Annotated in this window: 17 protein-coding genes and 4 pseudogenes; 11 read left to right on the top strand and 10 right to left on the bottom strand. The window is 61.8% G+C overall.

The window, feature by feature from the left end; translation table 11 throughout:
* Window positions 1-61 precede the first annotated feature (61 nt).
* On the bottom strand, window positions 62-574 hold the full coding sequence (locus AiwAL_RS15535; protein ID WP_262313023.1) for a reverse transcriptase domain-containing protein: 513 nt from the start codon (window positions 572-574) through the stop codon (window positions 62-64).
* A 666-nt stretch (window positions 575-1,240) separates the two neighbouring features.
* Between AiwAL_RS15535 and AiwAL_RS15530 the strand changes: the two are divergent.
* A pseudogene (locus tag AiwAL_RS15530) lies at window positions 1,241-1,840 on the top strand (transposase); the annotation flags it as partial.
* A 141-nt stretch (window positions 1,841-1,981) separates the two neighbouring features.
* Here AiwAL_RS15530 and AiwAL_RS15525 read toward each other — a convergent pair.
* Complete coding sequence (locus AiwAL_RS15525) at window positions 1,982-2,374, bottom strand: BrnT family toxin (protein WP_235705976.1); 393 nt, start codon at window positions 2,372-2,374, stop codon at window positions 1,982-1,984.
* A gap of 133 nt (window positions 2,375-2,507) precedes the next feature.
* Window positions 2,508-5,195, bottom strand: coding sequence for an aconitate hydratase AcnA (gene acnA / locus AiwAL_RS15520; RefSeq protein ID WP_235705977.1), 2,688 nt, complete (start codon window positions 5,193-5,195; stop codon window positions 2,508-2,510).
* Window positions 5,196-5,308: 113 nt separating this feature from the next.
* Here acnA and ccmA point away from each other — a divergent pair, with 113 nt between their 5' ends.
* From ccmA to AiwAL_RS15505, 3 genes are read left to right on the top strand one after another with little or no spacing between them, the layout of a single operon-like run.
* A complete protein-coding gene (ccmA, locus tag AiwAL_RS15515; protein WP_235705978.1) occupies window positions 5,309-5,914 on the top strand; it encodes a heme ABC exporter ATP-binding protein CcmA in 606 nt (201 codons plus the stop codon).
* Window positions 5,911-6,564, top strand: a complete 654-nt coding sequence (ccmB, locus tag AiwAL_RS15510; protein WP_262313022.1) for a heme exporter protein CcmB — start codon at window positions 5,911-5,913, stop codon at window positions 6,562-6,564. The genes ccmA and ccmB overlap by 4 nt, the downstream gene beginning before the upstream one ends.
* A 43-nt stretch (window positions 6,565-6,607) precedes the next feature.
* The gene (locus AiwAL_RS15505; RefSeq protein ID WP_235705980.1) at window positions 6,608-7,447 is read left to right on the top strand and encodes a bifunctional 2-polyprenyl-6-hydroxyphenol methylase/3-demethylubiquinol 3-O-methyltransferase UbiG; all 840 of its coding nucleotides are present in this window, start codon (window positions 6,608-6,610) and stop codon (window positions 7,445-7,447) included.
* Window positions 7,448-7,647: 200 nt separating this feature from the next.
* Here AiwAL_RS15505 and AiwAL_RS15500 read toward each other — a convergent pair whose 3' ends face one another.
* From AiwAL_RS15500 to AiwAL_RS15480, 5 genes are all read right to left on the bottom strand, one after another.
* Window positions 7,648-8,967, bottom strand: coding sequence for an ammonium transporter (locus AiwAL_RS15500; RefSeq protein ID WP_235705981.1), 1,320 nt, complete (start codon window positions 8,965-8,967; stop codon window positions 7,648-7,650).
* An 88-nt stretch (window positions 8,968-9,055) separates the two neighbouring features.
* A complete protein-coding gene (locus AiwAL_RS15495) occupies window positions 9,056-10,591 on the bottom strand; it encodes a glycosyltransferase (protein ID WP_235705982.1) in 1,536 nt (511 codons plus the stop codon).
* A 24-nt stretch (window positions 10,592-10,615) separates the two neighbouring features.
* Complete coding sequence (locus AiwAL_RS15490; protein WP_262313021.1) at window positions 10,616-12,139, bottom strand: Hint domain-containing protein; 1,524 nt, start codon at window positions 12,137-12,139, stop codon at window positions 10,616-10,618.
* A 78-nt stretch (window positions 12,140-12,217) separates the two neighbouring features.
* Complete coding sequence (locus AiwAL_RS15485) at window positions 12,218-14,167, bottom strand: penicillin-binding protein 2 (RefSeq protein WP_262313020.1); 1,950 nt, start codon at window positions 14,165-14,167, stop codon at window positions 12,218-12,220.
* Window positions 14,164-14,904, bottom strand: coding sequence for an N-acetylmuramoyl-L-alanine amidase (locus tag AiwAL_RS15480; RefSeq protein WP_262313019.1), 741 nt, complete (start codon window positions 14,902-14,904; stop codon window positions 14,164-14,166). Before AiwAL_RS15480 ends, AiwAL_RS15485 begins: the two co-directional genes overlap by 4 nt.
* 591 nt (window positions 14,905-15,495) lie before the next feature.
* Between AiwAL_RS15480 and AiwAL_RS15475 the strand changes: the two are divergent.
* From AiwAL_RS15475 to AiwAL_RS15465, 3 genes and pseudogenes are all read left to right on the top strand, one after another.
* Window positions 15,496-15,879 (top strand): annotated as a pseudogene (locus AiwAL_RS15475) (IS5 family transposase); the annotation flags it as partial.
* Between the two features lie 474 nt (window positions 15,880-16,353).
* The gene (gene ltrA / locus AiwAL_RS15470) at window positions 16,354-17,676 is read left to right on the top strand and encodes a group II intron reverse transcriptase/maturase (RefSeq protein WP_235705920.1); all 1,323 of its coding nucleotides are present in this window, start codon (window positions 16,354-16,356) and stop codon (window positions 17,674-17,676) included.
* Window positions 17,677-17,773: 97 nt separating this feature from the next.
* Window positions 17,774-18,175: pseudogene (locus AiwAL_RS15465) on the top strand (transposase); the annotation flags it as partial.
* A gap of 186 nt (window positions 18,176-18,361) precedes the next feature.
* On the opposite strand, the gene AiwAL_RS15460 reads toward AiwAL_RS15465, so the two are convergent.
* Entirely contained in the window at window positions 18,362-18,874 is a 513-nt protein-coding gene (locus AiwAL_RS15460) for a Cupredoxin (RefSeq protein WP_262313018.1), read from the bottom strand.
* Window positions 18,875-19,613: 739 nt separating this feature from the next.
* On the opposite strand from AiwAL_RS15460, the gene AiwAL_RS15455 reads away from it, so the two are divergent.
* Window positions 19,614-20,933, top strand: a complete 1,320-nt coding sequence (locus tag AiwAL_RS15455; RefSeq protein ID WP_262313017.1) for an outer membrane beta-barrel protein — start codon at window positions 19,614-19,616, stop codon at window positions 20,931-20,933.
* A 201-nt stretch (window positions 20,934-21,134) separates the two neighbouring features.
* A complete protein-coding gene (locus AiwAL_RS15450) occupies window positions 21,135-22,142 on the top strand; it encodes a hypothetical protein (RefSeq protein ID WP_262313016.1) in 1,008 nt (335 codons plus the stop codon).
* Window positions 22,143-22,555: 413 nt separating this feature from the next.
* On the opposite strand, the gene AiwAL_RS15445 is transcribed toward AiwAL_RS15450, so the two are convergent.
* Window positions 22,556-23,497 carry a hypothetical protein gene (locus AiwAL_RS15445; RefSeq protein WP_262313015.1) on the bottom strand — a complete coding sequence of 314 codons (942 nt, stop codon included), beginning with the start codon at window positions 23,495-23,497 and terminating at the stop codon, window positions 22,556-22,558.
* 670 nt (window positions 23,498-24,167) lie between these two features.
* On the opposite strand from AiwAL_RS15445, the gene AiwAL_RS15440 reads away from it, so the two are divergent.
* Both AiwAL_RS15440 and AiwAL_RS15435 read left to right on the top strand, forming a co-directional pair.
* Window positions 24,168-25,394, top strand: coding sequence for an ISAzo13 family transposase (locus tag AiwAL_RS15440; protein ID WP_262313014.1), 1,227 nt, complete (start codon window positions 24,168-24,170; stop codon window positions 25,392-25,394).
* A 50-nt stretch (window positions 25,395-25,444) separates the two neighbouring features.
* Window positions 25,445-25,842: pseudogene (locus AiwAL_RS15435) on the top strand (hypothetical protein); the annotation flags it as partial.

Raw genomic sequence — 25,842 nt, 5'->3', positions numbered from 1 at the left:
ACCACCGGCGTCTCCTCGAGCCGATCGGCAACATCCCACCCGCCGAGGCCGAGGCGCGCTACTATGAACAACTGAACGAGCTGGCTATGGTCGCCTGAGTCAAACAAAATGGCCTCCAGGATTCCCGGCGCGGTTCAATATCCAGCACCCACCGCATGCCTTGGGTCATGAGCGCCGTGCGCAGATCGTGCACGGCATCATGAGCCGACCGGCCCGGCCGGAAGCCATACGAGCAGTTCAGGAAGTCCTGTTCGTAGATTGCCTCCAGCAGCATAACGATCGCCCGCTGCGCCACCTTGTCCTCGAAAGTGGGAATGCCGAGAGGCCGTTGCGATCCGTCCGCTTTAGGAATGTAGCTTCGTCGCACCGGCGGGGCTCGATAGCGTCCCGACTTGATGCGATCGAGGAGGTCCAGAAGGTTCGCCTCCAGCGCTTGCGCATAATCGGCCGCAGTGATCCCGTCGATGCCCGCCGCGCCATCCTTGCGGGTGGTCCGGTAGGCTTCAAGCATCCACTCCAAATCAAGGACGTGGTTCAGCGAGGCGAACGCCCGGTCTCGGTGCGTCCTCGCCATGTCGGCTATCCATCGTCGTTTCGTAGACAGGTTTGTGAGACTCAGGGTTCTCTCCCGTGTTTCCCGTCGATGGCTCTCTCCTCGCGGCGCCCCCCTTTCCTCCTGCGGGTCCCGGCGAGCCCGGTTCCCCGCCCTCAGCGGTACTACGAAGGCGCTACGACTTCCCGTGCGCGCATTCCCGGTTCCTTATGGTTTCGGTTCCGGGTTCCATGTGCCCCTCCGGATTCGTGCTCGCCGAAGCGCTCCCGTCGCGGCGGAGGACCGTCGCCGGGCCTGGGGACTTTTGTCAGCCGGTTTCCCCGTCTCCGGCCAGTCCACACATGGGCACGCACTGGATCTCTCAGGTTTCCTGGCAATCCGTTCCATACCTCTGCCCTGTTCCCAGACCCCGGCCGGACCGGCGCAGCCTCGCCACTTGCGGCTGTGCCGATGCTGCCCCCGGTCCCAACACTCCGAAGGCTCCAGCGTGTACATGATTTCGAGGCTTACCCAGGGCTTCGATATCCGCTGCCTACGCTTCACGAGCGACGTTGCCGCCGCCCATGCAAGGCTCGCTTCCGGCTGGCGGGCTGCGCCTCTACCGGGAGGGAGTTCAACCCTCTGGATCGCTATGAAAGGTTTCACGCTACATCTGTTCTCCTTTCCAGGACTTCTCCTGACGCAAGCATGGCCCACGCGCGACGCAAATTTACCGATGCGCTCAAGGCCAGGAAAAAACCCGGCGGACCGCCTGTGCTGGCGTTGAAGTTCTTCGATGCCTTGTACGAGGTCGAAAGACTGGCGCGCCAATCGCGCCCGCCCGAAGGTGAAGCGCGCGACGAATACACTTTACGATTGCGCCAGTGCCATAGTGTCCCGGTGTTGACCGCGTTCAAGACCTGGCTCGACGAATTGGCCCCGCAGGTGCTGCCCGAAAGCCTGACCGGAAAGGCGATCGCCTACACGCGCAACCAATGGGAATATCTGATCCGTTACGCCAGCGACGGACGGGCCCCGATCGACAACAACCTGTTGGAACGCGACATCCGAATCTTTGTCACTGGCAGAAAAGGCTGGCTGTTCAGCGACACCGTTGCTGGTGCCAGGGCAAGCGCGGTGATCTACAGCCTCGTCCTGACATGCAGGGCCTGCAGCGTTGACCCCTACGACTGGCTGAACCACGTTCTCGCCGAACTCCCACAGCGCGGCGCAAATGACGGCATCGATGACCTGCTGCCATTCAACTTCGTCCGCAAACGCGACAGCGTCGCCGAAAACACAGGCTGATCCGCCAACTCGCGCGGATCAGCCTCAATCCCAAGCACACCGAACATGACCGCGTCCGCACGCAAATGTCGATCATGTGCGTCAAAATGCGCGCTTACGGTTGTTTCTGAGGGCCGCGAACGCGCATTTTGCGAACCAAACTCAGCGAGATGTCGCGGGCGGGGACGGCGCACGCGAAGAAATCCGCATCGGTCCATTCCGGGTTCTCCGGGTCGTGCTCGATGCCGCGCTGAATCGCGGCGTCTTCCTCATTCGTCGGCCGAATGAATTTCCGCTTTCATAGATGCCAACCTCCTTATTGCTGGCCTTCCGCAAGCTGATAACTCTCACCGCGCGGCGCTCGATCGTGAATACCACGACATGCAATCGCTCGCCGATTGGTCCGATCGCCGTCAGGCGGACCGCGCCATAATCGAACCGGGTATCGGCACGCACCAGCGCGGCGGAAAACTCGAAATCCCGGATGATTGCAAAATCCACCCCATGTTTCGCGAGGTTCGAGGCCTGTTTGCGGCCATCCCATTGGATATCCATCTAATTGTATATACAAAAATATGGCAGGTCAAAGCTAATTCGCTTTTGCCGCCTTCGGCGCGCGAATCGTGGCACTCGCCCGGATATAGGGCTGGAACGACGCGCCTTGATCGAGACGCGCCGTCCGTCTGGTTCAGGCAGCCTTCGCCATGCTGCGCAGCACGTAGTGCAGAATGCCGCCGTTCTGATAATACATCACCTCGTCCTTGGTATCGACGCGGCAGAGCAGCGAAACCTTATCCGTCGAGCCGTCGGCGCGGTGGATCGCCATGTCGATATCCATGCGCGGGCTGAGCTGTTCGAGGCCGAGAATGTCGATGGTTTCGTCGCCGCGCAGCTCAAGCGTCTTGCGGCTCACGCCCTCCTTGAACACCAGCGGCAGGACGCCCATGCCGACCAAGTTGGAGCGATGGATGCGCTCGAAGCTCTCGGCGATCACCGCCTTGACGCCGAGCAGCATGGTGCCCTTCGCCGCCCAGTCGCGCGACGAGCCGGTGCCGTATTCGCGTCCGGCGATCACCACCAGGGGCACGCCCTCGTGCTGATAGCGCATCGCGGCGTCGTAGATCGACATCTGCTCGCCCGAGGGATAGTGCCTGGTATAGCCGCCCTCGACATTGTCGAGCATTTCGTTGCGGATGCGGATGTTGGCGAAGGTGCCGCGCATCATGATTTCATGATTGCCGCGCCGCGAGCCGTAGGAATTGAAATCCTTCGGCAGGATCTGCCGCTCCTGCAGATATTCGCCGGCCGGCGTGGTCTTTTTGAACGAACCCGCCGGCGAGATGTGATCGGTGGTGATGCTGTCGCCCAGCAATGCCAGAATCCGCGCGCCGACAATATCCGTCACCGGTGCGGGGTCCTTGGTCATGCCTTCGAAATAGGGCGGGTTCTTCACGTAGGTCGAGGAACCCGACCAGCGATAGGTCTCCGATTCGCCTTCGACCTCAATCGCCCGCCACTGCTTCGGGCCCTTGAACACGTCGCCGTAGCGGTCCTGGAACATCGCCCTGGTCAGGGTCTTTTTCACGATCTCGGAAATCTCCGTCGAGGTCGGCCAGATATCCTTCAGATAGACATCGCGGCCGTCCTTCGACCGGCCGATCGGCGCGGTGGTGATATCGACCCGCATCGTCCCTAACAAGGCGTAAGCGACGACCAGCGGCGGCGAGGCGAGGTAGTTTGCCCGCACGTTCGGATGCACGCGGCCCTCGAAATTGCGGTTGCCCGACAGCACCGAAACCGCGACCAGCTTGTTATCCTCGATCGCATCGGCGATCACATCTTCGAGCGGACCGGAATTGCCGATGCAGGTGGTGCAGCCATAACCCACCGTCTCGAAGCCGAGCGCGTTGAGATCTTCGGTCAGGCCGGATTTGTCGAGATACTCGGTCACCACCTGCGAGCCCGGTGCCAGCGAGGTTTTCACCCAGGGCTTCGGCACCAGCCCGAGCGCGCGGGCCTTGCGCGCGACCAGCCCGGCGGCGACCAGCACCGACGGGTTCGATGTGTTGGTGCAGGAGGTGATCGCGGCGATCACCACGTCGCCATGGCTGAGCTGGTAATTCTTGCCGGCGACGCTGGCTTTCTTGCCGACATCGTTGGCCGGAACGCCGAGGCTTTTGGTGAGTTCCACGTCGAACGCGGGTGCGGCCTTCGACAGAGCCACCCGGTCCTGCGGCCGCTTCGGCCCGGCGAGCGAAGGCTCGACGGTGGACAGGTCAAGCTCCAGCGTGTCCGAGAACAGCAGCTCGCTATCGTCGCGCCACAGGCCCTGCGCCTTGCAATAGGCTTCGACCAGGGCAATGCGGTGCTCGTCACGCCCCGACAATTTCATGTAATCGAGGGTGATCTGATCAACCGGGAAGAAGCCGCAGGTCGCGCCATATTCCGGTGCCATGTTGGCGATGGTCGCGCGATCGGCCAGCGGCAATTGATCGAGGCCGGTGCCGTAGAATTCGACGAATTTGCCGACCACGCCCTTGCGGCGCAGCATCTGGGTGACGGTGAGAACCAGATCGGTCGCGGTGATGCCCTCGCGCAGCGAGCCGGTCAGCTTGAAGCCGATCACGTCGGGGATCAGCATGGCGATCGGCTGGCCGAGCATCGCCGCTTCCGCCTCGATGCCGCCGACGCCCCAGCCGAGCACGCCGAGCCCGTTGACCATGGTGGTGTGGCTGTCGGTGCCGAACAGCGTGTCGGGATACGCGAGCGTCTTACCATTCGCCTCGGCGGTCCACACCGCCTGGGCAAGATATTCCAGGTTCACCTGATGGCAGATGCCGGTGCCGGGTGGCACGACGCGGAAATTGTCGAACGCCTCCTGGCCCCAGCGCAGGAATTCGTAGCGCTCGCCATTGCGCTCGAATTCGATATCGACGTTGCGTTCCAGCGCGTCGCGGCGGCCGAACACATCGACCATCACCGAATGGTCGATCACCAGATCGACCGGCACCAGCGGGTTGACCCGCTCGGCATTGCCGCCGAGCTTGACGATGCCGTCGCGCATCGCCGCGAGATCGACCACGGCGGGAACCCCGGTGAAATCCTGCATCAGGATACGCGCGGGGCGGAACGGCACGTCCTTATCGGAATGGGCCTTGTCCACCCATTCGACGATCGCCTTGGCGTCATCGACGGTATAGGTCGAGCCGTCCTCGAAGCGGAGGATGTTTTCGAGCAGGATTTTCAGGGTGCGCGGCAGGCGCGAAATGTCGCCGAGCTTTTCAGCGGCTTCATTGAGTGCGAAATAGACGTAGTCCTTGCCCTCGACGCTCAGCGTCCGTTCCGTTTTCAGACTGTCCCGACCGATCATGTTCATGGTGCTCGCTCCTCTTCGCGCGCTTCGGCGCATCGCGCCGCAGCCAATGCCGATTGCGCTGCGCTTTAATCACGGCGCACGCCGCGCGTCCATGGCTGGAACGTGATCTAGACATGCTCGAAGCGCGCTCCCTGGCCGCGATCCGCGGCGAACGGCTGGTGTTCCGCGATGCCTCGTTTTTGCTGGAACCCGGCGGCGCGCTGCTTCTGGTGGGGCCGAACGGCGCGGGCAAATCCTCGCTGCTCCGGCTGCTCGCCGGCCTTACCCCGCCAGCCGCCGGTGAATTGCTGTGGGACGGCGAAAACGCGCTGGACGATCCGCCGCTGCACGCCACCCGGCTCTGTTTCGTCGGGCATCTGGATGCGATCAAGCCCGGCCTCACCGTCGCCGGCAATCTTTCACTGCCGCGCCGGATTCCGCCGGCGGCGATCGTGGCGGCATTGGAAACCGTCGATCTCGACCGCTTCGCCGATCTGCCGGCCCGATTGCTTTCGTCAGGCCAGCGGCGCCGGCTCGCTTTGGCACGATTGGCGCTCAGCCCGGCCCCGCTCTGGCTGCTCGACGAACCCACCACAGGGCTCGATACCGCCTCGGTCTGGCGTCTTGAGCAGCGTTTCGCTGGCCATCGGGCCAAGGGCGGGATGATCGTGGCGGCGACCCATTTGCCGCTCGATCTGCCCGGCACTCAATCGCTTGACCTGAGCCGGATCGCCGCGTGAGCCGGTTCATCGCGCTGATTCGCCGCGAACTAATCCTCGCGATGCGCCATGCCGGGGACAGCGTGGCGGCCTTGCTGTTCTTCGTGATCGCGGCGAGCCTGTTTCCGTTCGCGCTCGGGCCCTCGCCGCAAGTGCTCGCCGGCATCACCCCCGGCGTGATCTGGGTGGTCGCCCTGCTCGCGGCCCTGCTGCCACTCAACAGATTGTTCGGCGCCGATTTCGAGGATGGCGCGCTCGATCAGCTCATGGTCTCCGGCCTGCCGGCCAGCGCGGTCGCGCTCGGCAAGATGATCGGCCACTGGCTGACCACCGGATTGCCCCTCCTGATCATTGCCGGGCCGGTCGCGGTCATGCTGCGGCTCGATCCGGTCCTCCTGCCGCGCCTCCTGCTGACGCTGTTGCCCGGCACGATCCTGTTCTCGCTGGTCGGCGGGATGAGTGCGGCGATCACGCTGGGCGCGCGCGGCGGCACGGTGCTGCTGCCGCTGGTGGCACTGCCCCTGATGATCCCGGCGCTGATTTTCGGCGCGGCCGGGGTGATCGCCCCCCACCCCGTCGCCGAATTCGCCATGCTGTTCGGCCTGCTGGCGCTGTTCCTGCCGCTGGCGCCGCTCGCCGCCGGCGCGGCATTGCGGGCGGCGGTGTCGTAGGAGCTGCGGTTGTGTCGCTTCGGCTCTTGGTTACTGTTGTCGCATGACTCAGCAAGCAGGCGAAGAACTCTGGCGGGAGACGAACCGGGCGAATTGGAACGAACGGGTGCCAATCCACCTGCGCTCGAAATTCTACGATATCGAACGCCTTCGCGCCGGAACCGCAACGCTCTACCCGATCGAGGAGGTCGAGTTCGGCCCGGTCGCTGATCTCGACGTGCTCCATCTACAGTGCCATTTTGGCTATGACAGTCTGGTTCTGGCCCGCCAGGGCGCGCGGGTGACAGGTCTCGATTTCTCGGGAGTCGCGACCACGGCGGCGCAAGACCTTGCCAGGGAACTCGACCTCGCCGAGCGGGCCACCTTTGTCGAAGCCGATTTGTACGATGCTCAGACCGCGATTGGTCCGCACCGGCGGTTCGACCGCGTCTTCGTGACGTGGGGTGCTCTGGTCTGGCTTCCCGACATCACGCGATGGGCCGAGATCGTCTCAGGCTTTCTGAAGCCCGGCGGACGCCTCTACCTCGCGGATGGACACCCTTTCGCCTATCTGTTTGATGAGCACGCGGCTCCTCGGAGCGGCCCGCTCAAATATTATGCTCCGTATTTCGGTTCTCTCGGGATTCGAGCTCAAAGTCCGATCGACTATGCCGATGCGGAGGCGAGGTTGACGAACGCGACAACGTTCGAATTCCTCCACACGCTGGGAGATATCATCACCGCGGTAACCAAGGCAGGTCTCACGCTCGACTATCTGCACGAGCATCCGACGGTCCCTTGGCAAATGTTCGACTGTCTGGTCGAAGACGAACGGGGTATGTTCCATTGGCCCGACCAACGCTGGCTTCCGCTGGCATTTTCGATTTCCGCTCGACGTGAGTGATTGCCCATAGTTGCGAAAAAATGGATTGCTTCACCCGCTGCGCGGGTTCGCAATGACGGGGTGGAAATCGACTCGGGAACTCGCTCCGGTGAGTCGGCTGGGGTGATTTTTCGAGCACCGGAGCGGAGCGGAAGCTACGTGAGCACCGAAGCACAGAAAAAGCGCGTCAGACGGCCGCCGGAGTAGAGTTCCCGAGTTCCCTACGCGATGCGTTCGCCATGCAGCACCTCGTCCAGCCCCTGGCGTTCCTCATCGCGGCTGACCCGCAGCCCGACCAGCCGATCGATCGCGAACAGCAGCCCGGCGGTGACGCCGCCGCAATAGATCACCGTCGCGGCGACGCCGAGCGCCTGGACGGCGAGCTGACGCAGCCCGGCATGGACCGCGCCATCCGATAGCGGCGCGAAGGCGAGCAGCCCGGTCGCCAGCATCCCCAGCGCGCCGCCGATGCCATGGACGCCGAAGGCGTCGAGCGTGTCGTCGTAGCCGAGCCGCACCTTCGCCACCGTCACCGCCCAGAAGCACAGCAGCCCGGCGGCGATCCCGATCAGCAGCGCCGGGCCGGGCAGCACGAACCCCGCCGCCGGCGTGATCGCGACCAGCCCGGACACCGTGCCCGAAATCGCGCCCAGGACGGTGGGTTTGCCGCGCAGCGCCCATTCAATCGCGGTCCAGGACAGGGTCGCCCCCGCCGCCGCCATCTGGGTGACCAGCACCGCCATCCCCGCGTTCGGGTTCGCCCCGCCCGCGCCGCCCGAATTGAAGCCGAGCCAGCCGACCCAGAGCAGCGAGGCGCCGATCACCGCGTAGGACAGGTTCCACGGCATCATGTTGTCGTGACCGAAGCCGAGCCGCTTGCCGAGATAGAGCGCGCAGACCAACCCGGCGATGCCCGAATTCACCTCGACCACCGTGCCCCCCGCATAATCGGCGATCCCGAGATGAAACAACCAGCCCGCCGGACTCCAGACCCAGTGCGCGACCGGTGCATAGACCAGGATCGACCACGCCCCCATCAGCAGCAGCAATGCCGAGAATTTCATCCGTTCCGCGAAGCTGCCGGTGATCACCGCCGGCGTGATGATCGCGAAGGTCATCTGGAACATGATGAACACGCTCTCCGGTACGCAATAGTGCACCGCATCCGGCAACCCGGCGCCGAGGGTGAACGGCGCCCGCCAGTTCCGCGCGAGATCGCCCAGCATCGCGCCGGACAGGCCACCGATAAATCCGTCGCCATTGGAAAAGGCCAGGCTGTAACCGACGATCATCCACAATACGGTGACCAGTGCGCAGATCACGACGCCCTGCATCATGATCGCCAGCACGTTCTTCTTGCGCACCATGCCGCCATAGAACAGCACGAGACCGGGGATGGTCATCAGCAGAACGAGAACCGAACTGATCAGCATCCAGGCAGTGTCGCCCGCGCTGAGGCCGGTTTCTGCCGCTTTTGCGGGCAGACATAATCCCATGAGCGGAAGCGCCATTGCCCCCGCGACCCAGATGCGCCGCCCCATTGCGACCTGCTCCTTGCTGTTCCGCCCATTTGCCGGTGCGGTTGACCGTGTGACGAGGGCGGATACGCAGGATTCGTGCCAGCGTTCGTTAGATCATTCCCGCGAGGGCCGCGTCGGTGGCCGCCGCCGACCAGTCGCGCGCGATCAGGGCCCGGCCGGCGGCGGCGATCCTGCGGTAGCGCGCTTTATCACCATGGAGCGCAACGATCGCGTCGGCAAGCCCGGCATCGTCGGCGGCCACGCAACCGGCGAGGATATCCGGCCAGTCGATCCCTTCGATCGCGACCGGCGTTGCGATGCAGGGGATGCCGGCGGCGAGACTGTCCAGCACCTTGCCCTTGATCCCGGCACCGAACGCCATCGGCGCCACGGTCAGCCGGACTCGCCCGAAAAACCCGGCGAGATCATCGACCGCGCCGATCATCTCCACACCAGACGCCGCCCAGCGCCGCATCGCCTCCGGCATGGCGGAACCCGCGATCAGGCAGGTTATCGACGGGTCGCGCGCCCGCACCAGGGGCATGATCGAAAACGCCAGCCGCCGCGCCGCATCCAGATTGGGCGCATGGCCGAAATGGCCGATGAAGCCGATCGCGCCGCGCTGCGCGCGCGGCGTCTTTACCGTCGCGGGCGCGATCGCCCAGGGCGCAATCACGATTTTTTGCGGCGGCAGGTGACGGCGGAGCAGATCGGCCTCGGCGCGCGAATGCGTCAGCACCGCATCGGCGGCACAAGCGACCGCGAGTTCGGTGGCGCGCACCTTGCGCGCGAGGGCGATCAGGCTCGCTTCGCGTTCGACCATCGCCCGCCGGGCGAGCCGGACATGATGCAGATCGGCGACGCTATAGATCACCTTTGCACGCGGCTGATGCGCCCGCACCAGCGGCATGTAGCGCGCGGCGGCGTCGAGCCGGTGCAGATAGACGAGACTGAAAGCGCCCGCTTCGCGGGCAAGCAGTTCCTCGACCGAGCGAACCCGCGGCGCCACACGCCAATCGACATCGACACCGTCCGGCACCGCTGCGGCGGGATCGGCGGCAATGAAGCTCACCGCATAACCAAGCCGGATCAGGGATTCCATGTGTGACAGAATCGCGTTCGATCCGGCATCCCGCCCACGCGCCGGCATCGCCATGTCGATCACCAAAGCACGCTTCGCCGGCTCGGCCTGCCTGGGCGTCGCCGTGGCGCGTGCTGAACGGCGCGACGCGAGACGATCGATCTGCCCGGTCAGCGCCTCGATCGCCGAGTCGATCCCCGCTGTGCTGTCAATCCCATCGAGCAGTGCCGCGAGCTTGGTTTGTGCCTCGGCGTCGAAGGCGTCCGATGCCTCGATCAGCGCGGGCGAAGCCGCGAGTTCTCTGCCGTCGCGCTCGCACACCACGCGGATGACATGGCGACCAAGGCCGGGCAAGCCACCCGCCAAGCTGAGTTCGAAACCATGGCGCCCATCGCCGATGCCGATGGCGGCGAGATCGGGCCGGTGCGCATTGGCGACCACGCGGTCGAGCAGGGTGCCGTTATCGATGATCAGCAGGGCGACCGGCCGGTCGGGGTGGCGCTCATTCTGCGCCCAGCCGGCGATCCGGGTACGGGTCGCGACGTCGAGCCGGCCGCGCAGCATTACCGGCTCGCTACCGGCATCGGATCAGGCGGCGCGCGGCATCGCGGCGCTGGCGAGCGGCGCGCGATCGGCGGCGCGGCGAACGGTCACGTCGGCACCGGCGAACCCCGTGGGCACCGCGAGGCGGAAGCCATGACAGCCGCTGCCGAGCCCGGCATCCTCCAGATCCGCCCGGTAAAGATTGGCGAGGCCGCGCGCGACTACCCTGCCTTTCGCCACGATCTCGAGGCATACCGGCATATCCGGGGTGGTCGCATCCTGTGCCCAGCCGACCGCCCAGAGGCCGTCGGCATCGATATCGACCCGCTCGAACCAGCCGCGCAGATCGCCGAAGGATGCGCCCTCGGTCGCGACCCCGCCAACGCGTGCCAAGCGCCGGCGGATCGCCTCCAGCACCGGCCCATTCTCGATCCGTTCGGCACAATAATTGGCGGATGTGCGGTCGGCGCCATAGCGCGCCGCATAGTCGCGCACATTGTGGAACATCGCGCGGTTATCGTCGTTGATATAGGTCTCGGATGCCGCGCCCTCGGCGAAAATCACGTCGTGCCGGTCAAGCTCGACATGGACGTAATCGACCCGGTCGCTCACCTCTTCCTGGACGATCGAGACGCCATTCACCAGGCAGGACGCAGGGACCAGCGCGCCGTCGATCAGCATGGCGTGTTGCGGGCTCACCCACAAATCCCGGCGCGGTCGGCCATTGCCGAGCGCGCCGGGATAAAACCGGATCGGGAGGATATGTGGCTTGCCTGCCGCGAAGCGCGCGGCATAGGCGCGGCGGCCGAGCCATTTGACCGGCTTGGCGGTTCCGTCGGCGGTCAGCACAGCATCTCCGATCGCGAGATCCTCGACCGCGACCTCGCCGGAGGGCGTGGCGATTCGCGTGCCGGCCCGATAGCAGGCGACGGTGATGTCCGTCCCGCCCACCGAATCGGTGGCAATGCTGAACAGGCTGGAGAAAAAACTGCCGGTGCTCAGCGTGATATCGGCAAGATCGGTACCGGAGGCGGAGTCGAGCGACAAAGTGCCGCCCGCCGAGCCGCCGGCATTCTGCGTCCAGATCGCCTGCGATGCGCCGGTGACACCCTGAAGGTCGATCGTGTCGCCGGTCTGATAACCGTCGATGAGGGCGAATATCGCGGGGCTGAGGCTGGAATCGACGATCAGGTCGTTGCCGGCGCCGCCGAAGGTGATCGCGAGATTGACCTGCGCCGTCGCCAGATTGTCGCCGAGCTGCAGCGTGCCGTCGCCTGGCGGGCTGAACAGGTTGGGATCGCCGCCGAGGGCGAAATTCGGCGCCAGGTAACCGGTGCCGGACGGGTTGAAGATCTCGGTGGCGCCGGCGCTCAGATAATCGGTGAACGGCGCCGTCACGCCGGTGATCGCGATGATGTCGGCGGCCAGCCCCGGCTGTGCGGTGCCCGAGATGTTCAGCCGTCCGCCGAACCCCGCCACATCGATGTCGTAGGTGTCCGAGACCGTCAGGTCGGTGATCGACCCGATCGTTCCCGAGCCGACGGTGATGGTGGAAGTGGGAGAGACCATGAATCGATCCTGTCCGGGACGGAGGTTTCTGTTACTTTAGGTTGTATATTGCGGTCGATCGTGGTTGTGTCAATCGGTTTATCGCCGTGCGATGCGTGCATGGCCGCCTCGGGAGGCTTCGATTCGCATCGGGTCGTCGGGCCGGCTGCGGGCATCGCGCGGGATCGTCTGGCCGGGGATTGCCATTTTCACGCGCCGCAGGGCGGTCCGAGCCGCCGCGCGGTCGGGATGTTTCGGCGGAGCCCGGTTCGCCAGAATATAGGCGTATCGGTTGGCGCCCGCCGGGAATGGATGACCGGGGCCGAGGGCCGACCGCCCCACCGGCACCGGCGGTTTGAGCGGGATGCCGAAGCGTGCGTTCATCGCTGTCAAAGTGCCGCCTTGCAGTGGCGTCACGCCCAGCATCGGGCCGATCCGCGCGATGATCCGCCCCACGGCGGGGGCGGCGACATAGCCTCCGGTGGTGAATCCGTATGAAAAATGCTGCATTTTCTTGGTCGGCTTCGGATGCACTACCAGAACATAGATCACGTAGTGCGGATGGTCGGCCGGAAACACCGCCATGAACGACGCATTGTTGAGGTGGTTGCGATAGCGGCCATCGGCGGCCACCACCTGCGATGTGCCGGTCTTGCCGCCCACCAGATAGCCAGGTACGCGGGCATAAATTCCGGTGCCCGACAGCACCACTCCGCGCATCAGCTTGCGCATGATGACCGACACGCTCCGGCGCATCACCCGCACGCCGCGCCGTGGCGGCGCGCCGATCCGGCGGGCGAGCAAAGTCGGCTTGAACAGGATGCCGCCATTCACGTCCGCGACCACCGCGTTAACCAGAATGATCGGCGCCATCGCGATGCCGTTGCCGAAGCTCACGGTCATCGTGGTCAGCAGCTTCCAGGTATCCTTCGGATGCCAGATCGGCGGCTGAACCCCCGGCATCTGCACCGGCGAGGGCTTGAAAAATCCCATTTTGCGCAGCCAGGCGCGCTGGATTTCGGGGCCGAGGATGGTCGCGATGCGCGAAGCCCCGATATTCGATGAAAACGCCAGCACCGCCGGCATCGCCAGCCAATCATGCACCGGCTCGTAATCGGTGACGGAAAATCCGTCGACGAACAGCGGGTGCGTGGTGTCGAACCGATCCCAGTAATGGATCAGCCCCGATTGCAGTGCGGCCGGCATGGTCATCAGCTTCATTACGCTGCCCGGTTCGTAATCGCCGGAGATGCAGCGATCGAACAGCGAATCGGTCGGGGCGTCGTGCAGATCGTTCGCATCGTAGTCAGGCAGGCTGACCATCGCAACGATCCGCCCGGTCATGCTTTCGACGATGCCGCAGGCGCCCCGCGCCTGGTAGTCGCGCATCGCGCGGGCGACCTCGCGATGGACGATGTCCTCGACCCGGATATCGATCGACAAACGGAGCGGTTTCGATGGCCGGCCGATCAGGCGGCGATCGAAATACTCTTCCACCCCGGCGATGCCGCGCTGATCCGGCGTCACCCCGCCGAGTATGTGCGCCGCGAGATCGCCCTCGGGGTAGTGACGCATCCAGACATGCTGGAAATAGAGGCCCGGAATCCCGAGCCGGTTCACCGCGAGTTCCTGGGCGGCGGTGAGATCGCGATCGAGATAGACGAACCCGTATCGTTTCAGGCTCAGCCGATGCGCGATCGCGCGCTTGTCGAGCATCGGCAATGCCTGTTCCAGCGTCGCCGCGTCGCGCCGCGGGTGGCTGATCTGTTTCGGATCCGCGAACAGCGCAGCCCCCGGCAGCGACACGGCGAGGATGGTGCCGTTGCGGTCCAGGATCGGCGCGCGGTCGGGTGCCGCAAGCCGGGTGCGGAAATCGGGGCGCCGGGCGGTGAGCACGGCGGCACTCGGCTTGATCGGGTGGAGCACCGTGGCATCGATCAATTTCGCGCCGACCGCGAGATAGATCGCGACGAAACAAGCCGCGCAGAAAATCGCGCGGCCGCGGAACCCTTTCCGCCATTCCGCTCCCGTACCCGTTGCCGGCCTCATCCGGCGACACGCTCGGGGTTGGGACTGCTGAAATAAACCTCGAATCCGCCGGCGATGCGTGACGCCATCAGCTTCCGATAGGCCAGGGTCTGCAACAATGCCTCGTCCTGGAAGTTGCTCAGGCACCCCATCTCGATCAGCGTCGACGGCACCACCGGGTCGCGCAGCACCGCGAAATCGGCGCTACGCCGCGGGTCGGGCAGCAGCAGAATATCGCCGCGCATCGCCGTGACGATGTCGTGGGCAAGGTTGCGTGCGGCACGTTCGGTCGCGTGCAGTTCGAGTCGGCCGAGAATGCTGCCCACCTGCGGCGTCACGCCGCGGAACCGCGGCAGCAGCGGACCATGATCGTAGCTGTTCTCGGTTCGCGCGATCGCAGCGGCGAGCGCGTCCGACGGATGGCGCGACAAGGTGAAAACCAATGCGCCGCGCAGGGCCGGGTCCGGCAGGTGGTTGCAATGCAGCGAGACGAAAGCGTCGGCCTGGGCACGCTCGGCCATGGCGACCCGGTCGGCGAGCGAAACGAACACGTCGCGCATCCGAGTCATGGCGACGCGGAATTTTCTGCTCGCGAGCAAAGCCTGTCGCAAGTCGAGGCCGACCAGCAAGGTGATCGTCTTTTCGTGAACGCCATCCGGGCCGGTGCAGCCGGGGTCCTTGCCGCCATGACCGGGATCGATCATCACCAGCGGCGGCGGCATCGGTGCCGCGCGGGCTGCCGGCATTGTGGCCAGCATGCCGCCCAGTATTCCGAAGAAGACGGCTCTTCTGTCGATGTCGCGGTGCACGCGCATAAATCACGGTTAACACAAGATATCGAGATAATGCGATAATCGGCTGAAAAACTTTGTGTTACCACAATTTGGCCCTATAAGGGGGGCACCTCACTGATCATTTCAGACGACGGCAAGGAGTCCGCTGAACGAGCGGCACTGGGTTATGGTTTCGGCGAACTATTCCATGAAATTCCTGACAAGTTTTGGAAAAACGTGCAGCGGAGCTTCCGCCGCTGGGCAAAGTCTGCTGTATGGAGGTAGGTATTCCAGGACCACACCACTGTTGCCGATAATGAATATGCGATGATCGCAGCACCATCGTGTGTGCCATCAGCATAGCGCCGGCGCCTTAGAGGCCGTTTCGGAATCAATGTGGAACGATCGTTATGAGGGGTTGGATGGCCGGACGAGACGTGATTCCAAGCAGGTGTTCGAAGCCTTGCTGGAGATCATTTCCTCATGTGGACCCCGACCCCCTCCACCGCTTTTCCACGTGCTCCGCACGCGGAACCTTGAGCGGGTTCCGCCCGTGCGCAGCATAGCCGCTCTGACCTGCGCTATGGAAGTGACCTGACAGATGCGGAATGGAAAATTCTCGAGCCGTTTTTGCCGTCGCCTTGCTCGCGCGGGCGCAAGCGCAGGTGGCCGATGCGTCGCATCGTCGAGGCGATCTTCTATGTGCTGCGCGCCGGTTGCGCGTGGCAGATGCTGCCGGATGGGTTTCCGCCGCTTTCGACGGTCTATCGCTGGTTCGCGCGGTTCCGCGATGACGGGACTTGGGAGCGGATCAATCATCATCTTGTCATGCACGATCGTGAGCGCACGGGGCGCGACGCCAGCCCCTCTGCCGCCGTGCTCGACAGCCAAAGCGTCAAGACGACCGAAAGCGGTGGCATACGGGGTTACGATGGCGGCAAGAGTGCGCCTCGAAGGCGTGCATCATCTATGGAGGAAGGTTCCATCCGGAAAGTTGTCGATTTGATCCGGAAGCTGACGAGCGGCTCTGTTGGGCAACCGACCGGGTCGAAGCCTCGTGACAAAGGCCGCCTTGGGTGGCCGAGCGATCCAACGGGCCGTAACGCGAGTGAAGTTCGAGCAGGCCTCGAAAGAGTCGATGCAGATGCCGACCCGCCTTTTGCTCGGGGAAGGCCGCGTAGACAGGGAAGCAATCGACACACGCACCTGTCTGATCTGCCGGGGTATTGGACACAGCACGTTGGAATGGTGATGCGGGTAATCGAGGGAGACCCGTCCAGGTCGGAGGTCGCGGCTTCAACACCGCTTCAGGGCGGTGGACCGGGCGGGTGTCGGACAGGGTCGTATGACCGTCGAAGCCGGGTAACGCCGGCTGAGGAAAGGACCCTGACTTCTGGTGTGCTTTCGACGTTGGCAAGGTGGGGGTGATTGGCGATGAGCCTGCAAACGCCCGATAAGATCAGGAGCCTTCAGAGAAAGCTGTATCGCAAGGCGAAGGAAGAGCCTGCCTTTCGCTTCTACATTCTCTACGACAAGGTCTGTCGCGAAGACATCCTGCGCCACGCCTATGCGCTGGCCCGCGCCAATGCGGGTGCGCCGGGGGTGGATGGGGTGACGTTCAAGCAGATCGAAGCGTCGGGCGTGGAAGCCTGGTTGGTGGGCTTGCGTGAGGACCTCGTCTCGAAGACCTACCGGCCTGATCCGGTGCGACGGGTAATGATCCCAAAGCCCGGCGGCGGTGAACGGCCGCTTGGCATCCCGACGATCCGGGACCGAGTGGTTCAGACCGCCGCCAAGATCGTGCTGGAACCGGTGTTTGAGGCGGACTTCGAGGATAGCGCTTACGGTTATCGGCCGCGTCGGAGCGCGATCGATGCCGTCAAGGAAACGCACCGGCTGTTGTGCCGGGGCCATACCGACATCGTCGACGCCGACTTGTCGAAGTATTTCGACACGATCCCGCACGCGGACCTCCTCCTATCGGTGGGCCGCCGCATCGTCGATCGGCACGTGCTGTGGCTGATCAAGCTGTGGCTACGGGCGCCGGTCGAGGAAAGGGATGGCGACGGGAAACGACACATGAGCGGCGGCAAGAGCAACACGCGCGGCACACCCCAAGGTGGGGTTGTTAGTCCGTTGCTCTCAGTCATCTACATGAACCGGTTCCTGAAGCATTGGCACCAGACGGGACGGGGCGAGGCATTTCGCGCGCACGTCGTCTCCTATGCCGACGACTTCGTCATCCTCAGCCGCGGTCACGCGGATGAGGCGCTGGCGTGGACGAAGGCGGTGATGACGAAACTCGGGCTGACGCTCAACGAGGTGAAAACCTCGGTGAAGGATGCTCGGCGCGAAGGCTTCGATTTCCTTGGCTACACCCTGGGACCGCGCCACCTGCCCAACGGAGGCCGCTGGTATCTGGGAGCAAGCCCGTCCAAGAAGAGTGTGCAGAGGGTCAAACAGAAGGTTGGCGAACTGCTTGTACCGGGCAACAAGGGCGCCTGGGATGAGGTGAGGGTACGATTGAACCGCGTCCTGCGCGGATGGTCGGCCTACTTCTCCTACGGCGCTCTCGCGTCTGCATACGAGGCCGTCGATCAGCATGTCTATGACCGGACGCGGCACTTCCTCCGACAACGACATAAAGTGCACGGGCATGGGACGGACCGGTTCTCTCGTGAGAATGTCTACGGGGAATTGGGCGTGCTGTGCCTTCGACGCGAGCGCGGACGGTCGTCGCCGTGGGCCTTGCGATGAAGCCAGTCGGAAAGCCGGATGCGGGAAATCCGCACGTCCGGTTTGATGAGCGGGGACGGGAAACGGGGCAATGCCACCGCGCCCGTCCTCGACTCTACAGATCAAAGGACGCAAGCGCAACGCCCTTGTGGACACCGACGGGCGGGCGCTCAAACTTCAAGTCGGCCCGGCCGACATCCAGGACCGCGACGGTGCCGTATCGCTGTTGCGAGCCTCCCGCGCGTCGTTCCCTTTTGTCGAGCGCGTGTTCGCCGATAGCGCGTATGCGGGTGAGCGTGTTGCCAACGCCACGCGCATCGCCGTCGAAATCGTCCGCAAGATCGATGGTCAAGTTGGGTTTCAAGTTCACAAGCGGCGGTGGGTGGTCGAACGGTTCTTCGCCTGGATCGGCCGGAACCGCCGCTTCTCCCGCGATGTCGAAAAACTCATATCGTCCGCAGAAGCCTTCCTATACGCCGCTTCAACCACCATCCTCCTGCGAAGGCTTGGACGTTGCTAATCAGATTCGAAATGGACTCTTAATATCCCGGATTTCCTAGATTTGGACTCACGGCGAAATCAGCCGGCCTGCGCCTTTCAATTTGGCACCAAATCCCCATCCGAGGTGGCATTCTCTATTCTGAGAGGCGGGCTGGCCGCGCCATATGGGAAATGCCCGTTTATGCGAAGCCGCCGGTTTTTCGGTTTATCCGCCGAAATAGCCCGGCAGGATCTTCTCCGAGGTGGTTTTCGGGTTCTCGGCGAGCAGTTTCGGGTCGGTCGTCACGATGATCGCCCCGGCCATCGGAGTGCCGAAGCCGTGCACGCCGGGGCGCACCTTGGCCACCGTCCAGCCGCCCGGTTCTTTGGCCAGCACCGCATGGACCGAGCAGTAATAATACACGATGCCCTGGTGCTTGAAGCTGATCGTGTAGGTGTGAACCTCGTCGCCCGGCCCCTTGGTGCCGGCCACCGCGCCGTCGAAGCGCTTGCTCGCCTTGCCGGTCGCCGGGTTGTAGCCGACGATGGTATGCGGCCCGGTATCCTCGTTGACGAACACCACCTTCTGGCCGGGCCGCACCGCGATCAGGTTTTCCAGAAATTCGTTCGCCCCGTTCATATGAATGTAAACCGGCTTTGGGCTCGCCGCCTGCGCGCTCGACCAGCCGCACGCCAGAACGCCGGCCGCCAGCGCGGCCGCGAGAGAACGAGGTGCCATATGCAATTTCCTTCCGAGATTTTCGACGTTTCAGGACTATATTATGCATACATTATAACTGCGAAACGTAAAGAGGAAGCGCGCGGCGCGTTCAACCCACCGTGACCGACGCCTTCGTGATCGTCTCGCGCTGTGCGTCGAACGCGCGGTCGAGATCGATCCAGGCACCGCCGATCAGCACCTCGGTGGGACGGAATCGCGCCCTCAGATAAAGGTCACGATGCCGCGATAGGAATTGCCTCCGTGGCCATCATAACGAAGTCGCGAGGTCAATTTCTGAATATCTGTGCATACTTCAAGTGAAACTCAAATGACCATCACACAAAAGGGTGATGCCGTTTCGCGGAGCTGTGATATCATTACGAGCACTTCATATTGTATACAGCATTAAAAGAGGTTCCGATAAAACATGCAAAACAAAATATTTAAAAAGCGAGGCAGATGGCGGTGAACGCTGCCATCTACCTGAGGAGGGTGTTTGTAGGCGACCAAGTACATTGACGGCTGACCTAACACAGCGAAGCTTTCCGATATCGGAGATCGACTATGAATTCCGCTAATCGCGCAGACGGCGGTATGATGAATTGCGCGCATACCAACATGAGCAATTACTAACAAATTTAAACAGATTACTCTTTTTACTTTTTCAAGATTACTTTTTCAGAGTGTATAACAAAAATATCACTTACTAAAACAACATCAAACTATCAAAACAGGGAAACGTGTAATGAAAAAGACGATGAGGTTTTTGATCGGAGCGGGATTGACCACCATCCTGCTCGCCGCCTCGCAATCGAGCTATGCGCTCGGTGGTGGCGGCATCGGCAACAATGTGCCGAGTTCGACGTTCGAGGTTCACGGCCTCGGGCTTCTGAACGGGCAATGGACGGTGCAGGGCGGGTTGGATGCGTTCGGCAGCATCCTCAACAACCCGACCAGCAACGCGGGGATCAACGGCGAACCGAACACCGGGCTGATTGGAAATTCCGGCAGCTTCAGCGTTGGCGAAGCCGTGGTGATGATCCACAAGGCAACCGGCATGTTCCATTTCACCTATTGGGGTGGCAACTGGCAGACGCCGGCGATGGGCATCACATCGAACTGTCCGGGATGCGGATTCAACAGCATCGCCCGGTTCGGCTCCCACGCCAATCCATCGTCGCCGCCAACCTTTAAATGGTGGATGACCCTGCAACCCTCGAAATATTGGAGCATTTCGGCGGGTGAAATGCCATCGCTGGAAGGCGTGGAAATCGGGTTCAATTTCATGAACCCGACCTTCTTCGTCTCCGACCTCAACAACATGCAGGCGACACCTGCCTACGGTCCGCAGCTCAATTTCTTCTACGGGCCGACAACGCTCAACCTGCAATGGTCGGATTCCTACCACACCGGATTCCACAATGTCCTTTCGTGGCTGCTTACCGAGAATCTGAACAAGAGCGGAACCGACAACGTCATTTTCTTCGGCCACGAGAATGTCAGCCACACACCACTGAACCGCGGACCCGGCGGGCCGGAGATCAACAGCACCCTGTTTGGCCTGGGCGCGCAATGGGTGACCGGCCCGTGGACCTTCGTTCCCGAGATCGAATACCAGTATCTGCCCAAGCAGGCGATCACACCCGGCATGCTGAGCGATGTGGGCCTCAATCCCGCCGACACACCGCGCAAGACATACTACAATTTCGCGACGATGATGGATGTCACCTATCAGATGACGAAGCGGTGGTCGTTCACGGTGCAGCCGCAATACATCTTCCAGAACGGCGACAAGAACGACCCGAACGCATATCTCTACGGTAACTGGCTGCAATTCGGCGCGGGCTCGAACTTTGTCAGCGGCGGTATCGCTCCGGGCACCTTCAGCCCCGGAACCAGCATGACCGGACTTCAGGTCAACGCGACCTGGCAGAAGCAGAATCTGTTCTTTCAGCCGACTCTCGCCTTCACCCATCTTGCCGGATTCACTCCGGGTACCGGCTATGGCGTGCATGGCAGGGCGGCGAATCAAGTCGTCGGTATCCTGGAATTCGGTATTCTGCTCGGCAAACTCTGATGAGTTCGGTTGCCGCCATGATAATCCCGGCGATGACCGAGTGGCGGAGATCGGTTTCATGAACCGAGGATTGGTCCGCGGCAATCGGCCCATTCCGGCAATGCCGGGCCGGTTGCCGCGGGTGACGTGCCTGACGGCTCCGCGATGCGGCGGGGCCAACAGAAAAGTGTAGATACGCGTTGCAACAAACGGGAGTGAAACATGCGTTATCCAAGAAAAATCCTGGCGGGTGTCGTCCTGCTGAGCGGGCTGATGGCAGGCACGGCTTTCGCCAGCGCCTGGCACTTCAAGCTCGTCGATAAGATCCCCTTGCCCAATGCAAAAGGACATGGCGATTTCGTCAGGTATGATCCCACGGATGGGATGATCTATGTATCGCTGCCCAATGGCGGCGTGGCCGTCGATAGCCACACGAACAAAGTAGTCCACCATTGGAAATCAATTCCGGCGCCGAACAGCCATGCCTCCGATGCTCACTATGTCTACTGGACTGCCGCTCAAGGTCCCGGAAAGACCAATCAGATCGTGGTGATCTCGAAGAAAACCTGGAAAATCGTCAACCGGGTCACCACCGTCGGAACCTCGCCGGACGGAATGTGGCTCGATCCCATGACACACAAGCTCTATGTGGCGATGGACGATAACAACTGGGTCGATGTCTACAGCACCGGCAAGGACCCGAAATTCGAGACCAAGTTCCCGCTCGTCCCCACCAAGGGAAGCGGCCCCGATGTCGGTAGGTTGGTTGCGTCCAAGAACGTTCTCTATATGCCCGACGATTCCTGGGAAGAATCGCTCAATGCATCGACCGGACAGATTACTCACAAGGTCAATCTTCACATAAAAGTCACCAAGCTCGACGGCACCAAAGGCCAGATCTACGATCCCAAGACAAATGCCGTCTGGGTCGGCACAACGACAGCGGGAGTCTATGTGTTCAACGCGGACACGCTCAAGGTGCTCAAGCATTTGTCTGCCAAGTCCGGCATCGACGAAGTGGAGTGGGACCCCAAGCTTGGCTTGGTTTATGCCTTTGAAGGCGCGGGCAAGGGGTTTAACGTCTACGACGCGAACACGATGAAGCCGGTGACGTTCGTCTCGACCGGGGTCGGTCTGACACACACCGGCACTGTCGATCTCAAAACGCATAATGTCTACGCCTATGCCGGCCTGGCAGGCTCGCTCTACGTCTACAAACCCGAGAAATAAAGGAACCTGCGAATGATCACCGTTCAGCGGAAACGGTTCCAAGACATTGCTAATCGTTAGTATTTCGCGGATCTGCGTCATTATCCAGAAGCACGGCAAAAAAATGGATCCAGGCGCAGGATAGTAATAACGCCTCCCCCCCCCCGACCGCCGCCTTGGCTGACGGTTGGGGGAACTTGAGCGTGACGGTCTTGCGCCCGTCACGCTCTTTTCTCATTCTTCATTGGTTGATCCCCGCACTTGGCAGCCAGGCGACCCACCTTCGCAAAATCTTTCGACGTGTTGACATTAACGAATTGGAAATCCGCAACTCTCCGGAGAACCAGTTATGCAGCAAATCTAACTGATGGCTCGTGAGCTTTTTTGACGGGTTCAGATACCGCCATCAAGATGCACGATTCTTTCGAATAACATTACAAAAATTTGGTGTTTCGGCTGAATTTTTCGTTGTTATTTAAATAGACGTTTGCCGCAATAAATAGAAATGCAATGACGTAGATATTAGTCGTTCCCAGCACATCGCCTTTGTTTGCGGTAAAACCGGCGCCGTATGGCGCACCCCATCCTTCCGCGGTGGTCCATATGCCAAGGCTATAGACGATGCCGAATGGGATCATCCAGCGTAACGCGATGTTCATCAACAATGAAACCGCGATCGCGGTTTCGGCAAGTGCTGCGGCAACACCAAAAGTCAGAGGACCGATTGCCGTCAGGACATGGATGAAGAACTCGATATAAGCCTCGATCCATGCAGGTTCACCAAGCCGCGCTTGTTTTAGGTAGCTCAGAACATGGTGCAAAAAGAACGGCTGCCATTTCCAAAAAGCATCGAATAACCACAGTAGCCCGAAGGCGATGCGCCCCGCATGCAACGCATTTAGATTGACCGTCTGCGGCGGGCGGCGCGCTAGGCTGACTGATTGCCAAGCGCGCGTTGCAATCACCAAGAAAAAACAAAGTGCATAGATGATCGCGGTGCCGGGGTCGGTAACGCCTTTGGTGTATGGTCCGCCGAAACCACCGATGGTCGACCAGAGCCAGAGATTGTAGATTAATCCCACCCAACCCATCGTCGGAAATCCCAGGCCGGTCAGCAGCGACAACGCAAGCAACCCATCGATCATGATCGTCACATGCGCGACAGAAACCGCCCCCATCGCGCCGACAATCCCAGCCGCCCACTTCCCATAGACAACCACCCAATGCGGCTGTCCAGTTACCGTATCGGCACCGAACATCTTCAGAAAATGCGCTGCATAAGCTGGGCTTGTTTGCAAATATGTATTTACTGCCCAGATCACGCCGAACAGGATGCGAGTTGCGCCAAAACCGCGAGCTTCCGCTTGATCGTTCATGACCATCCTTGTCTGTCACTCGTTCAAAATACGATGAAAATTTCTCCCGTTTTGCGCACGACCGACGCTATGATCTTGTGTTGGCTTCAGAAATGCGCCCAAATTATCTCTTGATAACTCAATTCGTAAACAAACGAAACGAGATGGCTGCACCCCAGGGTGGATTAAGATCTGTGCTTTTTCAAAGTATATCAAAGGTTATGGTCGATTTCTCAGATGCCGTAAAATTTGATGTTTGACGTTTCCGCGAGGTGGATTGCCAGAATTACAAGATTCGGTGGACAAGACGATTGACGATGATAAACTGGCGACGTCATTTGGCTCTGTGCTTCATCGTGGTCGCTGTCGCCGAACTGACGTCACCGGCTCATGCCAGCCAACCTTCTCCGACCCACACATTGACGTCGATTTGGTCTCGACACCATCTTTTCGGAGACTGGGGTGGCGTGCGGCCATTTTTTGCCACGCGGGGGATAAAGCTCGGCGCGGTCGAGCAGCCAGTACCGTCCGACGTGCTTGGCGGTGGCGCCTGGCAGGGAAAAGTCTTCCTGCTTACCCATCTTGATCAGCCGCTTTCCGATAAGGGTCCGTCCGGAAATAGCCGAATCGGGTTGAAGCGAAGAGTGTGCCCGGGCTTCTGCGCCTTGGCATCCTACCATATGTTGTAGGCATGATCGATTCGGCCCCGATTCGCGAGCGGTTCGCGGATATGTCGTCCCACCTCGATGAGCGGCGACGGCGATTGTTTGCGGCGGGCGAAGCGAATGCTGCCGGCTATGGCGGTATTGCCGCTGTCACGCGCGCCACCGGTATTGCGCCAAGTACGATCGGTCGCGGCCTGAAGGAACTGGCCGATGGTGCACCGCTCGCTGCCGGACGCATCCGCCGTCCGGGCGGGGGCCGCAAGCCACTGGCGGTCACGGACCCGGCGTTGGTGACGGATTTGCTGGCCCTGGTTGAACCGACCGAGCGTGGCGATCCGATGTCGCCGCTGCGCTGGACCTGCAAGAGCTTGCGGCATTTGGCGGCGGAACTGAAGGCATTGGGACACAAGATCAGCCGCACGGTCGTCGGCGAATTGTTGAAGCAGCAGAAGTTCAGCTTGCAAGCCAACTGCAAGACCAAGGAAGGCGGCACCCATCCGGATCGTGACGCGCAGTTCGCCCATATCAACCAAAACGTGGCTGCGGCATTGGCCGAGAAGCAGCCGGTCATTTCGGTGGACACGAAGAAGAAGGAACTGGTTGGCAACTTCAAGAATGGCGGCCGGGAATGGCGGCCGAGGGGCGATCCCGAAGAGGTTCGCGTGCACGACTTTCTGATCAAGGAACTCGGCCGGGCAGTGCCCTATGGCATCTACGACATTGCCGCCAATGCCGGCTGGGTCAGTGTCGGGATGGATAACGACACCGCGGAATTTGCAGTGCAGACGATTCGCCGCTGGTGGCAAGAGACCGGCCGCATTCGATATCCGGAAGCCAGATGCCTGACGATTACTGCCGACGGCGGCGGCAGCAACGGCGTGCGTCTCAAGTTATGGAAGCGGGAACTGCAACGCCTGGCCACCGAGCTTGGCATCGAGATCACGGTCCATCATTTGCCGCCGGGCACCAGCAAATGGAACAAGATTGAGCACCGGCTGTTCTCGTTCATTACGCAGAACTGGCGGGCCAGGCCGCTGGTCAGCTATCGCGTGATCGTCGATCTGATCAGTGCGACGACGACCAAGACCGGCCTGACGGTTCACTGCGAACTCGACACCGGCGTCTACCCAAAAGGTATCGTGGTATCCGATGAGGAGTTGGATGCCATCAATATCACCCGTGACGACTTCCACGGCGAGTGGAACTATACCATCCACCCGGGCAGCCGATCAGATCGCGCAGTTGATTCCTGACAGACCCTAAGTGCAAAATAAGAACATGAAGGTGTGAGCGGAGGAAATCGATGGCTCGGAATGCGGTGCAGTTGCAGAAAGGGCTGAGCGAGGCTGAATTTGATCGATTGTACGGCACGGAGGAGCAATGCCAGGCCGCGATGATTGCAAGCGGTTACACCTATCTGAGCTGGCGGGCGCCGCATGATACAATCTATATCAAGATCGGCAAGTTCGGCATCGATGAGAATTTCGACCAGAATCCGGCCGCTGCGGTTCTGGTCAATTCCAACTTCACCTACCGCAATATCATGGCGAACAACCTACCGGGTGGAGGGCCAGCCTATTCCTATGAAGGCCCCGGCATGATGGCCGCCGTGCAGGCGACGCGGCGACTGCGGCTGCGTGGCGGCTTGTTCAGCGGCGATCCGCTTGGACAGCCGCTCGAAGGGCCGCCCCCCCCCCGTCA

The sequence above is a fragment of the Acidiphilium sp. AL genome, from assembly GCF_025499445.1.
Lineage (GTDB): Bacteria > Pseudomonadota > Alphaproteobacteria > Acetobacterales > Acetobacteraceae > Acidiphilium > Acidiphilium iwatense.
The sequence above is the reverse complement of the archived record's forward strand: the minus strand, read 5'-3'. Positions and strand labels throughout refer to the sequence as shown.